Annotated in this window: 11 protein-coding genes and 5 tRNA genes; 12 read left to right on the top strand and 4 right to left on the bottom strand. The window is 39.2% G+C overall.

What is annotated here, in order from left to right; translation table 11 throughout:
* Window positions 1-198 precede the first annotated feature (198 nt).
* Window positions 199-1,038, top strand: coding sequence for an EAL domain-containing protein (locus H5180_RS20330; protein ID WP_259399601.1), 840 nt, complete (start codon window positions 199-201; stop codon window positions 1,036-1,038).
* Window positions 1,031-2,953, top strand: coding sequence for a sensor histidine kinase (locus tag H5180_RS20335; protein WP_182758978.1), 1,923 nt, complete (start codon window positions 1,031-1,033; stop codon window positions 2,951-2,953). The genes H5180_RS20330 and H5180_RS20335 overlap by 8 nt, the downstream gene beginning before the upstream one ends.
* A gap of 92 nt (window positions 2,954-3,045) precedes the next feature.
* Here H5180_RS20335 and H5180_RS20340 read toward each other — a convergent pair whose 3' ends face one another.
* The 3 genes from H5180_RS20340 to H5180_RS20350 form a co-directional block, all read right to left on the bottom strand.
* Window positions 3,046-3,825: an ABC transporter substrate-binding protein gene (locus H5180_RS20340; RefSeq protein ID WP_182758979.1), complete on the bottom strand. Its 780-nt coding sequence runs from the start codon at window positions 3,823-3,825 to the stop codon at window positions 3,046-3,048.
* A gap of 48 nt (window positions 3,826-3,873) precedes the next feature.
* On the bottom strand, window positions 3,874-4,617 hold the full coding sequence (locus H5180_RS20345) for a UDP-2,3-diacylglucosamine diphosphatase (protein ID WP_182718149.1): 744 nt from the start codon (window positions 4,615-4,617) through the stop codon (window positions 3,874-3,876).
* 89 nt (window positions 4,618-4,706) lie between these two features.
* Window positions 4,707-5,198, bottom strand: coding sequence for a peptidylprolyl isomerase (locus H5180_RS20350; protein WP_149980761.1), 492 nt, complete (start codon window positions 5,196-5,198; stop codon window positions 4,707-4,709).
* Between the two features lie 150 nt (window positions 5,199-5,348).
* Between H5180_RS20350 and cysS the strand changes: the two genes are divergently transcribed.
* Together cysS and H5180_RS20360 are read left to right on the top strand one after the other, a co-directional pair.
* Window positions 5,349-6,728, top strand: coding sequence for a cysteine--tRNA ligase (gene cysS / locus H5180_RS20355; protein ID WP_145241474.1), 1,380 nt, complete (start codon window positions 5,349-5,351; stop codon window positions 6,726-6,728).
* A 213-nt stretch (window positions 6,729-6,941) separates the two neighbouring features.
* Window positions 6,942-7,832, top strand: coding sequence for a DMT family transporter (locus H5180_RS20360; protein ID WP_182732579.1), 891 nt, complete (start codon window positions 6,942-6,944; stop codon window positions 7,830-7,832).
* An 84-nt stretch (window positions 7,833-7,916) separates the two neighbouring features.
* Here H5180_RS20360 and folD read toward each other — a convergent pair whose 3' ends face one another.
* On the bottom strand, window positions 7,917-8,771 hold the full coding sequence (gene folD / locus H5180_RS20365; protein ID WP_145241470.1) for a bifunctional methylenetetrahydrofolate dehydrogenase/methenyltetrahydrofolate cyclohydrolase FolD: 855 nt from the start codon (window positions 8,769-8,771) through the stop codon (window positions 7,917-7,919).
* Window positions 8,772-9,119: 348 nt separating this feature from the next.
* Between folD and H5180_RS20370 the strand changes: the two genes are divergently transcribed.
* The 8 genes from H5180_RS20370 to clpX all read left to right on the top strand — a co-directional run bounded on the left by H5180_RS20370 (window position 9,120) and on the right by clpX (window position 13,638).
* Window positions 9,120-9,196: transfer RNA gene (locus tag H5180_RS20370), tRNA-Pro, on the top strand.
* Between the two features lie 130 nt (window positions 9,197-9,326).
* Window positions 9,327-9,403: transfer RNA gene (locus H5180_RS20375), tRNA-Arg, on the top strand.
* Between the two features lie 23 nt (window positions 9,404-9,426).
* Window positions 9,427-9,502, top strand: a tRNA-His gene (locus H5180_RS20380).
* Window positions 9,503-9,517: 15 nt separating this feature from the next.
* A tRNA-Pro gene (locus H5180_RS20385) sits at window positions 9,518-9,594 on the top strand.
* Between the two features lie 70 nt (window positions 9,595-9,664).
* Window positions 9,665-9,741: transfer RNA gene (locus H5180_RS20390), tRNA-Pro, on the top strand.
* A 391-nt stretch (window positions 9,742-10,132) separates the two neighbouring features.
* Complete coding sequence (gene tig, locus H5180_RS20395) at window positions 10,133-11,437, top strand: trigger factor (RefSeq protein WP_145241468.1); 1,305 nt, start codon at window positions 10,133-10,135, stop codon at window positions 11,435-11,437.
* Window positions 11,438-11,601: 164 nt separating this feature from the next.
* A complete protein-coding gene (gene clpP, locus H5180_RS20400; protein ID WP_145241466.1) occupies window positions 11,602-12,219 on the top strand; it encodes an ATP-dependent Clp endopeptidase proteolytic subunit ClpP in 618 nt (205 codons plus the stop codon).
* Between the two features lie 135 nt (window positions 12,220-12,354).
* Complete coding sequence (gene clpX, locus H5180_RS20405; protein WP_145241464.1) at window positions 12,355-13,638, top strand: ATP-dependent protease ATP-binding subunit ClpX; 1,284 nt, start codon at window positions 12,355-12,357, stop codon at window positions 13,636-13,638.

The raw sequence follows: 13,638 nt of genomic DNA on the forward strand, positions 1-13,638 counted from the left end.
TCAGCTAAAAGCAGAAACAAGCTTTAATAAAGGCATGCCCGCAAAACAGAAAAAAGCTATGCGCAGTACAGGTTACCTTGAAAAGGTATTGAAATCATAGGCTTTTTTCATGCTCTTGCCCTGGAGTTAAAGTTAAGTTGCGCATCAAATATTACTCCCGAAAAAGTAATTAGCCTAGCAGAGTCGAGTTTAAATTACATGCAAGTAACTCAAACGAAGTTTATTTTGCATACTGATGAAAAGACAGTGGCAATAACAAGGCGTTATGAGTTGATGGCGCACCTTAGGACGGCTATTAGTACCAAAGAATTGCGTATCGCTTTACAGCCAAAAATGTGCTTGAAAACATTAAAACCAATTGGTTTTGAAGCGCTAGCTAGATGGCAGTTGGCTGATGGCAGCTTTGTAAATCCTGAAGAGTTTATAGAGCTTGCTGAAACCGCTGGTTTAATTAATGAGCTTGATAATGTTATTTTTGAAAAAATACTACAAACTATTAATCAACTAAAAAGCTGTGGCATAAACTTACCCATTGCATTTAACGCATCATCTTATGACTTGATCGAGCCTTCTTACTTTGAGTCTATCAAGAGTCGGATTGAGGAATATAAAGTATCCCCCTCGATGCTGGAACTTGAAGTGACAGAAACGCAAGCGATCAGTAATTACAACTTTATTAAAGAGGCTTTATCACGATTTATGGCATTGGGTATTAAAGTGAGTATTGATGACTTTGGTACGGGTTATTCATCATTAGCACACATTAATGAAATACCGTCGAATGCGATAAAAATTGATCGCTACTTTGTCAGCAACCTTGAGCATAATATAAATAATCAATACATGATAAAAATGATCATCAGTCTCGCAAAGCAATTTGATTTTAAAGTTATTGCTGAGGGTGTTGAAAACGAATTTGAGGTGCAATGGTTAAAACAAGCTGGTTGTGAAATGGCCCAAGGTTACTTTTTTTCAAAACCGCTGTTTTATGATGATTTACTGATCTGGTTAGCACAGTTTGATAATGTAAATGACTAAAAAAAGTAACTCATTTTATAGCGACAAAAAAGGCGTACTCATAAAGTCGCTGTTCATTTTATTTGTTGCGATATTAATTGGCTGGCTGGTATACGAGCAAGTTTATCAGTCAAAAGTAACCATAATAAAAGAGCGCCAAGATGAAAAACTAGTGCTTGTGAGTACTGATTTATCTAAAGAGCTAAGCAGTATTAAAAAACTCACTCAGCTGTTAGCAAATGGCCAAGTATTAAAAAGTAATACAGGTTTAAATACATTGAGCGCTCAACAAAGCGACAAGCTCATAAATGATTATTTTTTAAATTTTGCTTCTGTATCAACCAATATCTCACAAATACGTTGGCTTGAACGCAGTGGTAAAGAACGTTATAGAATTAATTTCAGCAATAAAAAAAGCGAAATTGTTGAGGTATCACAATTACAAAATAAGCAAAATCGTTATTACTTTAAAGAAGGGATGTTAGTTGCACCACCGAATACATTTATTTCAGAAATTGATTTAAATATTGAGCGTGGAAAAGTTGTTGTCCCGCATGAGCCAACAATTAGGGTGACTTACAGAACGCAAGGTGGTGATTATTTAATAGATGGCTTGTTAGTAGTGAATTTTAATCTGGATTATTTATTTAGTAATATTCGACAATATGATGAAAAAAACACCCAAGTAAATATTCTAAATCATGATGGTTATTGGTTGTATAATAAGGATCCCGCATTACAGTTTGGGTTTATGTATAATCAAGTTAATAACTCGCTAGCAAATAACTCTCCAGCGCTTTGGCAGCATATCATTGAACATGACGTACAAAGCACCTCACGTATTTTTCATGACAGTTTATATACTTTCAGGCGATTCTCTATTGTTTCACTACGTGAATCAACACAAAGAACCGCAGATTCAGATAAAGAGATTATTATACTTATCGGTAGCCCTAAAGAGCTGCTGTATAATGCAAAAATGACTGCTTTTCAATATGCTGCTCTGTGTAGTGTTATTTTATGTATTTGCGGTTTTGGTTTTAGTTACCGTGAATATTTATTCCAACAGCAACTAATTACTTTATCTTATAAACTACAGCGTGAAAAAGTAGAGTTAGATAGCGTCAACAAACAGCTCGATTTAACTATAAGGCAGCAGCAGCAATTACAAACAAGCTTACTCGAAGCTCGAAAACTATCGTCTTTAGGGTTGTTGGTGGCGGGGGTTGCTCATGAGATGAATACACCCATTGGCGGTGCTATTATCTCAGTATCTAACGCGAATGTGGTTATTAATAAGTTGAGTGACGCGATAAAAACCGGATTAACTAAATCGCAATTAGATAAAAGCACACAGAGCATTGAGGAAAATTTAGGGTTAGCTAAAATTAATTTAAATAAGGCAGCGGTATTAGTTAAAAGTTTTAAAAAAATGGCGATAGACCGTCATAATGATGATGTCATCACATGTAATATAAGAAAAATAACTGAAGATTTACTGATCTCCCTTAATTCAAGATTAAAAAACTCAAACGTAAAAGTGAAAACCTTAGTTGATACTGACCAAGATATAAAAAGCCGACCAGGAATTATTTCCCAAGTGCTAGAAAACCTGATAATGAACGCACTAACCCACGGGTTTGCCAAAAATCAAGTCGGTGAAATTGAGATAAAAATAGCACAAGCTGCTAGTCAATCCATTAAATTAACCATTTCAGATAGCGGTGTTGGGATTAAAGAGGATTCTCAACAGTTCATATTTGAGCCTTTTTATACCTCGGCTCGTGGTATTGGCAATACTGGGCTTGGCTTATATATGGTGCACCAATGGGTTACACACATTTTGCAGGGGGAAATTAAACTACAGTCCAATCCACACTCTGCAGAGCGGTTTAAAACTCAGTTTATGATTATTATACCCAATATCATAAAGTAAAAGCTGGGTTAATGGTGAACTCAGATACTGACTTTTAATTTAAACGCGGCGAATTCGTTGCTTGGAGTGATAGTTATATAAGCATTTGTGTTTTAACGTTTTAAAAATTGTAGGTATTGCTCAGTCTTAGCCTCTGAAAAGCCATGGCGTAGGAGAACTTGTGCGGCCTCACCATTATTTACAATGGTGTTGAAACCGTTTTCTAATTGCATTAATTGTTGCTTACTTTGCACAGCAGATTTGGAAAAAATAATATATAGGTAGTGGGATGCTAAATGAGGAGGGATGTATACGATTGACTGTCCTGTTTTTAATTGTGGATGATTATTTAACCAGTACTCACCGACTTCTTTGGTGCCTGCTACTAAGTCAACGCGGCCAAGCTGTAACACGCGTAAGCTGCTGATCAAGTCATTAGTCGCTGTAATGGCTAAGTTGTGTTCACTACTAAAATCCTCGCTAACTATATAGTTACTACCTTTACTTATACTGTATGGCTGTAACGACGTTAAACTGCCATCGTAGTTTATTTTGCTACTTTTTCGTTTAAATAATCCAGTAAATGACTTTGCTAATGGTCGTGAATAGTGGAATATTTTTTCTCGCTCGGCGCTATAATAAGCCCCTAAAAGAGCTGTTCGCTTATTTTTTTCAAGTAATCTTAGCGCACGAGCCCAAGTTGTAAACTCAATGCTAGCTTCAATATCTTGGCTTGCTAATGCGGTAACAACAATGTCAGCTAACCAACCCTGTTGTGGCAGTTGCTCTGAAAAATACGGGGGAAAAGGCTCGGTAACAAAAAGCCATTTATCTTGGCTGAATGTATGGCTTGCGTAAGGTAAACAAATAAGTATGAAAAATAATTTAAGCATTACGACCAGTATTAAAAAACGAGCAATATCGTAAGCGTAGACAATATTTTATATTTGTGCGAATGGCTCACTTACAAGTTCTTGTGTCTGCGCGGTAACGACTAAATAAGAACCTTGAGTATACCAATCACCCAACACTGTGCGAGTGAGTGTTTGCTTATCTACTTCATAATGATGCACATTAGGGCGATGAGTATGGCCATGGATCATATGTTTTACTTGGTGTTTTGCAAATGTTGCTAGTACCGCCTGTTCAGTAACATCTAATATTTCAAGCGCTTTACCGGTTTGATTTTGCTTTGATTTTTCTCTGGCATTTTGCGCAACTTTACGACGATACCACAGTGGCATAGCAAGCATTAATCTTGGCCACCACCAACTGCGGCCTTTTTTACGAAACTTTTGATATTCAATATCTTGTGTGCACATTTCATCGCCATGTAAAATGACGGTGGGAGTGCCATATAAGTCAATTACTAGCTGTTCAGGTAATAAAGTCATTCCAGCTTGTTTGGCGTATTTATCGCGCATAATGAAATCACGATTGCCATGCACAAAATATACTGGGGTGCCGTTATCACTCACTACTTTTAAATGCTTTGCAACTTCAGTTGAGAGTGCAGTTACATAGTCATCACCTACCCATACTTCAAAAAAGTCACCGAGTATATATAGCGCGTCTACATCCTTATTAATAATATGCGTGTCTAAAAACTGATAAAAAGCTGCACTGATATCTGGGCGATTTTCACTTAAATGGAGGTCGGCAATAAAGTAGGTTTGGCGAGTCATAGGTAAGTCTTTTAAAAATAAATAAAGCGGGCATATACGTATAGCATAAATACCCGCTAAAACGCCACGTTACGTGGGTAAGCGTACTATTAGTTTACAGTTACGCTTGTTATGATAACGTCATCAAGAGGTACGTCTTGATGAAAGCCTGTGCTACCTGTAGCAACGGCTTTAATTTTTTCTACTACGTCCATGCCTTCAACAACTTCAGCAAATACACAGTAACCCCAGCCTTGAGATGTTTCGCTGCTGAAGTTTAAGAAGTCATTGTTATTCACGTTAATGAAAAACTGTGCTGTTGCTGAATGTGGATCAGGAGTACGTGCCATAGCAAGTGTACCAATCTTATTAGAAAGGCCATTGTTTGCTTCATTTTGAATAGGATCATGCACTTCTTTTTGTGTCATACCTGGTTCAAAACCACCGCCTTGTACCATGAAACCATCAATCACACGGTGAAAAATAGTGCCGTCGTAAAAGCCTGCGTTAGCATACTGTAAAAAGTTTTTAACTGTGTTTGGCGCATCTTCTTTGTGCATGTTAATGGTGATATCACCAAAATTTGTGTGTAGAACAACCATGTGGTTTCCTATTAGCTGATTTATTTGCCGCTATTTTATCTTAGTTAGCTAAGATTAACAAAGTGCTTATTCAATTGATAAAGCGCTAGAGCAGGGGCTTTTCAAGTGTTAACATAGCGATTCAAGTAAATAGTCAAGGACTTAAAATAAATGGTAAATATATACAACACACTCACGCGTCAAAAAGAGCAATTTAAACCTATGGTCGACGGCAAGATCGACATGTATGTGTGTGGTATCACCATTTATGATTATTGTCACATTGGTCATGCCCGCACATTTGTTAGCTTTGACGTGATCGTACGTTATCTTCGTCACATTGGTTATGATTTAAAGTATGTGCGCAATATCACCGATGTTGATGACAAAATCATTAAGCGTGCGAATGAAAATGGCGAAGCGATTAACGACTTAACTGTGCGTATGACAAAAGCAATGCATGAAGATTTTGATAGTCTAAACATGTTGCGTCCAGACATTGAACCTACAGTCACAGGTCATATGGACGAAATTATCGAAATGGTTGAACGACTAGTTACTAAAGGCCACGCCTATGTTGCAGCCGACGGCGATGTTTTATTTGACGTCTCAACGTTTGAGCAATACGGTGCATTGTCACAGCAAGATTTAACTATGCTACAAGCCGGTTCGCGTGTTGAAGTAGCACAAGATAAAGATGATCCACTTGATTTTGTGTTATGGAAAAAAGCCAAAACGGGTGAACCATCATGGATATCACCGTGGGGCGAAGGTCGTCCAGGTTGGCATATTGAATGTTCGGCAATGAGCTCAAAGCATTTAGGTGAGCATTTTGATATTCATGGCGGTGGTTCAGACTTACAGTTTCCACACCATGAAAATGAGATTGCGCAATCATGCTGTGCAAATAACGGCAAGTACGTCAATACCTGGATCCATACGGGTATGGTACAAGTAAATAAAGAGAAGATGTCAAAATCATTAGACAACTTCTTTACTGTTCGTGATGTACTTAAAGAATATGATGCTGAATCGGTTCGTTATTTTTTAATTTCTGGTCATTACCGCAGCCAGTTAAATTACTCGCAAGAGAACTTAGATCAAGCACGTTCGTCGCTTGAGCGTATTTATACGGCACTTCGTGGTGTTGAGCCTATCAGTTGTGATTTAGCAACAAATGAACATGTGGCTAAATTTAGAAAAGCAATGGATGACGACTTTAATACACCAGAAGCATTACCGGTGTTATTTGAATTAGCCAAAGAGCTAAACCGTGTAAAAGACGTTGATGCTGAGCAAGCGGGTAAGTTAGCATTTGTTCTGCGCAGTCTTGGGGAAGTTTTAGGGGTTGCTCAACAAGCACCAGAGGCATTTTTACAAGGTGGCCAAGCAGATGACGAAGTTGCCCAAATAGAAGCGTTAATAGTTAAGCGTAATGAAGCGCGCGCGAGTAAAGATTGGGCTGCGGCTGATGAAGCGCGTGATGCTTTAAATGCACTTGGGGTGATACTGGAAGACTCTGCAGGTAAAACTACATGGCGTAAAGCGTAATTAATTACCTTACTAGTGCCAGTCAAATAGGCATTGCTAAATAAGACATATTTTAGTAAGTCTTATTTTATTAAGCATTTTATTAGTAAGTATTTTATTAGTAAGTATTACAAAGGGTTGCCAATTTGGCAGCCTTTTTATTTTTTCTAGCTTGACCTCAACTTAACCTTAGGTTTTACCTTTGCGTTTCTTAGTTATTTTGAAAGGAATGAAATGAATATTTTTCTTGCCATGATCCCTGCTTTTTTATGGGGCACCACCTATGCGGTCACTAAATATGCCACCCCAGATTGGCCGCCAATATTACTTGGCGCGTTACGAGCATTACCTGCGGGTTTACTGTTATTTGTGCTTAAACCATCATGGCCTAAAGCAAAACAGTGGCGCGGTTTAGTATTATTAGCTGTGGTTAATATTGCCCTGTTTTTTAGTTTTATTTTTATTATGGCGGTTAATTTACCAGCGGCAATTGCCGGTGTTGGTATGGTCTCTGTGCCTGTGGTTGCGTTGATTTATGCGTGGGTTTTTAAAAAGCAGCGTCCAGCGTTTTTACAATCGGTGTGCGCACTTATATTAGTGATTTTGGCTTGGCGATTATTTGATCCCCAGCATGTCACGATTAATGCCTTAGGAGTATTCGCTTTAATTGGTGCGTTGTTAACAATTGTTGTTGGTAGTACTTTAGTGCAAAAAATGTCTACCCACACTCATTGGTGGACGGTATTAACATGGCAGCTGATCATTGGCGGATCATTGTTATCATTAGTAGCAATGACTCAAGCTATTTACTTTGATCCACAACAATATCAAGTACTTGCTAATGGTGTCAGTTCAATACAGTGGCTTGCATTATTTTGGTTAATTGTGCCAAATACAGCGCTTGCGTATATCTTGTATGTTTGGTTACTTGGCCGCATGACGGTGGTTGAGTTTACTTTCGGTACGATTGCTAATCCGATCGCAGGTATTATTTGCGCCGTTGTATTACTAAGTGAGCACTATCAAGTTTGGCAATATACGATAATGGTTTTAATGATTTTCTTCTCTGTGCTGCCGCAATTGTTAAAGCTAACACGGCGCCAGCGCTCAGCTAAAATAGTCTAACAAATAACAACAAAGGGTTGCTAAACAACAAAGGGTTGCTAAACAGCAACCCTTGTTAATTCTTGATGCGACGTTAGAGGCTAATTAGCTATGGTATTTTTCACAGGCCTCAAGAGTATTTTCAATCAAGCTTGCTACTGTCATTGGGCCAACGCCGCCAGGTACTGGCGTGATGAAATGTGCTTTTTGCTCAGCGATATCATACTGTACGTCACCGACTAATTTGCCGCTATCTAAACGATTAATGCCTACATCGATCACAATTGCACCTTCTTTAACCCAATCCCCAGGAATAAACTCAGGTTTACCAACTGCAACAACTAACAGATCAGCACGGCGTACATGAGTTTCTAAATCTTGCGTAAATTTATGACACACAGTGGTTGTACAACCAGCAAGTAATAGTTCCAATGCCATAGGACGACCAACAATATTTGAAGCGCCAACAACAACTGCATGCATGCCTTTGTATTTTACACCGGTCGAATCAAGCAGTGTAATAATACCTTTTGGCGTACAAGGGCGAAGAGCAGGCATACGCTGTGCTAAACGGCCAATGTTATAAGGATGAAAGCCGTCAACATCTTTGAGTGGAGTGATATGTTCAAGGATTCTTTCAACATCAAGACCAGCGGGAAGAGGAAGTTGTACTAAAATACCATCAACTTGTGCATCGTTATTGAGCTCATCAATTAAATCTAATAATGCTTGCTCGTTTGTATCTGCTGGTAAATCAAATGATTTAGAAATAAAGCCAACTTCTTCACAGGCTTTACGTTTTGAACCTACATAAACTTGGCTTGCAGGATCTTGCCCTACAAGTACAACTGCAAGTCCAGGTGCTCGCAAACCGTTTGCAACACGTTCACTTACTCTTTGTGCGACTGCACTGCGTACTTGTTTAGCTATTGCCTTACCATCGATGATGTTTGCCGTCATGGGTGACCTTTAATTGGGGTTAGTTAACTTAATACCGATACTTTAAAAACGAATGCATACAGAAATAGGGGTAATATAATGCTAATAAAGAACACGTTCTTTATTATTCGTTTTTAATATGCTTACTATTTTCGCAGAAAAGCGCTAATGCGCCAAGTTGCTTTTCTGATATACCCGCTAATTATATAAAACAGTTGAAATTTTAGCTGATCCTCACAATATTTAACCATTATGAACTAAAAATGACCGATTGATTTATTTTCTTAAAAAAAGGTTTGACCTGACACGGTCAAATCACTATTATGCACCCCGTTGTCAACGAGGTCACTCGCTAACAATAGTAAGCATCGGCGATTAGCGCAGTTTGGTAGCGCACTTGGTTTGGGTCCAAGGGGTCGCAGGTTCAAATCCTGCATCGCCGACCACTTTCTCAATTATAAAGAATGGTAGTGATTGGTTAGGGTATGTCCCATGCAGTCACAGGTTAAATGCTGAAAAGCAGACCACTTTCTATTATGATAGATTGGCTTATTGGTAAACTATGAAGTTTTCGATGCGCCCATAGCTCAGCTGGATAGAGCAACGCCCTTCTAAGGCGTCGGTCGAAGGTTCGAATCCTTCTGGGTGCACCATTTGAAAACATGTAAATATAGCGGTGGTTGTAGCTCAGTTGGTAGAGCCCCGGATTGTGATTCCGGTTGTCGTGGGTTCGAGCCCCATCAGTCACCCCATTTACAAAAGAATATCGGCGATTAGCGCAGTTTGGTAGCGCACTTGGTTTGGGTCCAAGGGGTCGCAGGTTCAAATCCTGCATCGCCGACCACTTTCTCAAAAAGTGGTCTCAAATACAAAGTTTGAGTGTTCAATGAAAACGAAGTTTAATACTTCAATATCGGCGATTAGCGCAGTTTGGTAGCGCACTTGGTTTGGGTCCAAGGGGTCGCAGGTTCAAATCCTGCATCGCCGACCACTTTCTTAAAATCTATAAAAATTCTAAAAATTATTTATTAACTTAAAATATCATTTATTCTCTTCTTGATAGCTGATAGCTGATAGCTGATAGCTGATAGCTGATAGCTGATAGCTGATAGCTAAAACGCCTACTTTTCATTCGCTATGCTTGCTTAATCCGCTATCTGACCAAATAATTGCCCCCTAGACTCGACTATCATAAATATTAGGTTATAATGCCGCGTCTATTGTTTAACATAGTGCCCGAAGGGCAGAGCAGCATTGGTATCTTATAGTGAAGATGGGGTTGATAAGTCGCTTAAATGACTTTAAACGTGCCAAAACGCATAGTGATTACCGTGTTTGTAAGGAAGGCGAACAGTCGCCAAAATTGAAGATTGAGGTATATCATGCAAGTTTCTGTTGAGACGACTCAAGGCCTTGAGCGCCGTCTGACCATCACCGTTCCTGCAGAGAACGTTGAGACCGAAGTAAAAAAACGCTTACAACAACTGTCTAAAACCCAGCGTATTGATGGTTTCCGTCCTGGTAAAGTACCAACGTCTGTAATCAACAAACGTTACGGTGGCGCAGTTCGTCAGGAAGTTGCTGGTGAATTAATGCAGCGTAATTACATCGAAGCAATCGTTTCTGAAAAAATTAACCCAGCTGGCGCACCAACATTTGCTCCTAAAGCACTTGAAGCGGGTAAAGATTTAGAGTTCTCAGCAACATTTGAAGTTTACCCTGAAGTTGAAGTTCAAGGTTTAGATAAAATTACTGTAGAAAAACCAGCTGTATCAGTTACTGATGAAGATTTAGCAAACATGCTAGAAACACTTCGTAAGCAACATGCATCATGGGCTGAAGTTGATGTGGCTGCTGGCGAAAAAGACCGTGTAACGGTTGATTTCGTAGGTACTATCGACGGTGAAGTATTCGAAGGCGGAAAAGCTGAAGACTTCCCATTAGAACTTGGTCAAGGTCGTATGATCCCAGGTTTTGAAGATAACATCGTAGGTAAAAAAGCAGGCGAGGAAGTTGTTTCTGACGTAACTTTCCCTGAAGATTACCATGCTGAAAATCTTAAAGGCAAAGCAGCTCAATTCACTATTACAGTGAAGAAAGTTGAAGCGCAAGAGCTACCTGAACTTAGCGAAGAATTCGCAACTAAGTTTGGTGTAACTGAAGGCGGTGTTGACGCTCTTAAAGAAGAAGTTAAAAAGAACATGACACGTGAACTTGACCAAGCGGTTAAAGCTAACGTGAAAGACCAAGCAATTAAAGGTCTTTTAGCTAACAACGAAATCGAAGTGCCTAAAGCCCTAGTAGATCAAGAAATTGATGCACTACGTCAACAAGCTGCACAACGTTTTGGTGGCGACGCTAAAAACATGCCTGAGCTTCCAGCAGAATTGTTCCATGAACAAGCAGTAACACGCGTTAAGACTGGCCTATTATTAGGTGAAGTAATTAAAGCGAACGAGATCAAAGTTGATGATTCAAAAGTTGAAGCATTAATTGCAACAGTGGCTTCTGCATACGAAGATCCAACTGAAGTTGTAGAATACTACAAAGCAAATGATCAACTTATGCAACAAATGCGTAATGTAGCAATGGAAGAGCAAGCTGTTGAAGCTATTTTAGCTAAAGCAAATGTGACTGACGTTGAAAAAGCATTTGATGACATCATGAATCCACAGCAAGGTGCTTAATAAGTCATTGACTTAAGCCCTCGCTAACGATTAAATGGCTCGTGTTACTCTGTATTATGCAGTGTGCCCGAGCCATTTTAGTTTGTGGCCTTCAATTTCGCCAAAAAATAACTATGCTTCCTTATAATAAGGATAAGTATAAGCGCATAAGGAATTAGATAAATATGAACACTGGTATTACAGATCCACTCAATGCATTAGTACCTATGGTTGTTGAACAAACAGCGAAAGGCGAGCGCTCGTATGATATTTATTCGAGACTATTAAAAGAGCGAATCATTTTTTTAACAGGTCAAGTTGAAGACAACATGGCTAATCTGATCTTAGCGCAAATGCTATTTTTAGAATCAGAAAACCCAGAAAAAGATATCTTTTTATATATTAATTCGCCGGGCGGTTCAGTGACTGCGGGTATGGCGATTTATGACACTATGAATTTCATTAAACCAGATGTAAGCACTATTTGTGTTGGCCAAGCGGCGAGCATGGGGGCATTTTTATTGACTGCTGGTGCAAAAGGTAAACGTTATTGTTTACCTAATTCACGCGTGATGATCCACCAACCATTAGGCGGTTTCCAAGGTCAAGCATCTGATTTTGAAATACACGCCAAAGAAATTTTGTCTATTAAAGATAAACTAAACCGTTTAATGGCAGAGCATACCGGCCAACCATTAGATGTGATTTCAAAAGATACAGACCGTGATAACTTCATGAGCGCCAGCCAAGCTGTTGATTATGGTTTAGTTGATGCGGTATTTACTAGTCGCGACAGCAAGTAACAAATACAAGCTGGTAACTAACGGTGCTAGCTTGAGCTGTTTACACTGTGAAAACCAATATTTTTTGGTATAGTTAAGCGTATTAAAATAGCTGCTAAGTAGTTTGGCAGCCAACGAATAAGATGAGGTAGCTGAATGTCTGACACTCCTACAGACGGCGACAAAAGTAATAAATTGTTATACTGCTCTTTTTGTGGCAAAAGCCAGCATGAAGTTCGTAAGTTAATTGCTGGCCCTTCAGTATACATTTGTGATGAATGTGTTGAGCTATGCAACGACATTATCAGGGAAGAGATCAAAGACATTGCGCCAAAGCACAATACCTCTGATAAACTGCCTGCACCAAAAGAAATTCGTAATCATTTAGATGATTATGTTATTGGTCAAGATCACGCCAAAAAAGTACTGTCAGTAGCGGTTTACAATCACTACAAACGTTTGCGTAATCAAACCGGTAAAACGGATATTGAGTTAGGCAAAAGTAATATCTTACTTATTGGCCCAACCGGCAGTGGTAAAACATTATTAGCTGAAACGTTAGCGCGTTTATTAGATGTGCCGTTTACAATGGCCGATGCAACCACACTAACTGAAGCTGGTTATGTGGGCGAAGATGTTGAAAACATCATTCAAAAGTTGCTACAAAAATGTGATTACGATGTAGAAAAAGCGCAACGTGGTATTGTTTATATTGATGAGATTGACAAAATTTCACGTAAATCTGATAACCCGTCGATCACTCGTGATGTATCTGGTGAGGGCGTGCAACAAGCACTGCTTAAACTAATTGAAGGTACTGTGGCATCTGTGCCACCACAAGGCGGACGTAAACACCCACAGCAAGAGTTTTTACAGGTAGACACCTCTAAAATCTTATTCATCTGTGGTGGCGCATTCTCTGGTCTTGATAAAGTGATCGAGCAGCGTAGCCATAAAAATACCGGTATCGGTTTTGGGGTTAACGTAAAAGAATCTGCGGCGAGCCGTTCTTTAAGTGAAACATTTAAAGATGTTGAGCCAGAAGATTTAGTAAAATATGGTTTGATCCCAGAATTCATCGGTCGTTTACCTGTTGTGGCAACGTTAACTGAACTCGATGAGTCGGCTTTAGTGCAAATATTAAATGAGCCTAAAAACGCCTTAACGAAACAGTACGGCGCATTATTTGGTATGGAAGACGTTGAACTTGAATTCCGTGATGATGCACTGCGTGCTATCGCTCATAAAGCGATGGAGCGTAAAACAGGTGCCCGTGGTCTTCGTTCAATCGTTGAAGCGGTGTTACTCGATACTATGTACGAACTTCCTTCAATGGAAAACGTCAGTAAAGTCGTGATTGACGAAACCGTGATCAAAGGTGAATCAGATCCTATTTTGATTTATCAAAGCGCTAGCCAAGATAAAGCAGCGTCTGAGTAA

Source organism: Pseudoalteromonas sp. SR41-4 (genome assembly GCF_014163985.1).
GTDB lineage: Bacteria > Pseudomonadota > Gammaproteobacteria > Enterobacterales > Alteromonadaceae > Pseudoalteromonas > Pseudoalteromonas rhizosphaerae.

Bases quoted from the DNA above. Each gene is read 5' to 3' on its own strand.
- H5180_RS20330 (WP_259399601.1), top strand. From the start codon at position 199: ATGCAAGTAACTCAAACGAAGTTTATTTTGCATACTGATGAAAAGACA.
- H5180_RS20335 (WP_182758978.1), top strand. From the start codon at position 1,031: ATGACTAAAAAAAGTAACTCATTTTATAGCGACAAAAAAGGCGTACTC.
- H5180_RS20340 (WP_182758979.1), bottom strand. From the start codon at position 3,825: ATGCTTAAATTATTTTTCATACTTATTTGTTTACCTTACGCAAGCCAT.
- H5180_RS20345 (WP_182718149.1), bottom strand. From the start codon at position 4,617: ATGACTCGCCAAACCTACTTTATTGCCGACCTCCATTTAAGTGAAAAT.
- H5180_RS20350 (WP_149980761.1), bottom strand. From the start codon at position 5,198: ATGGTTGTTCTACACACAAATTTTGGTGATATCACCATTAACATGCAC.
- cysS (WP_145241474.1), top strand. From the start codon at position 5,349: ATGGTAAATATATACAACACACTCACGCGTCAAAAAGAGCAATTTAAA.
- H5180_RS20360 (WP_182732579.1), top strand. From the start codon at position 6,942: ATGAATATTTTTCTTGCCATGATCCCTGCTTTTTTATGGGGCACCACC.
- folD (WP_145241470.1), bottom strand. From the start codon at position 8,771: ATGACGGCAAACATCATCGATGGTAAGGCAATAGCTAAACAAGTACGC.
- tig (WP_145241468.1), top strand. From the start codon at position 10,133: ATGCAAGTTTCTGTTGAGACGACTCAAGGCCTTGAGCGCCGTCTGACC.
- clpP (WP_145241466.1), top strand. From the start codon at position 11,602: ATGAACACTGGTATTACAGATCCACTCAATGCATTAGTACCTATGGTT.
- clpX (WP_145241464.1), top strand. From the start codon at position 12,355: ATGTCTGACACTCCTACAGACGGCGACAAAAGTAATAAATTGTTATAC.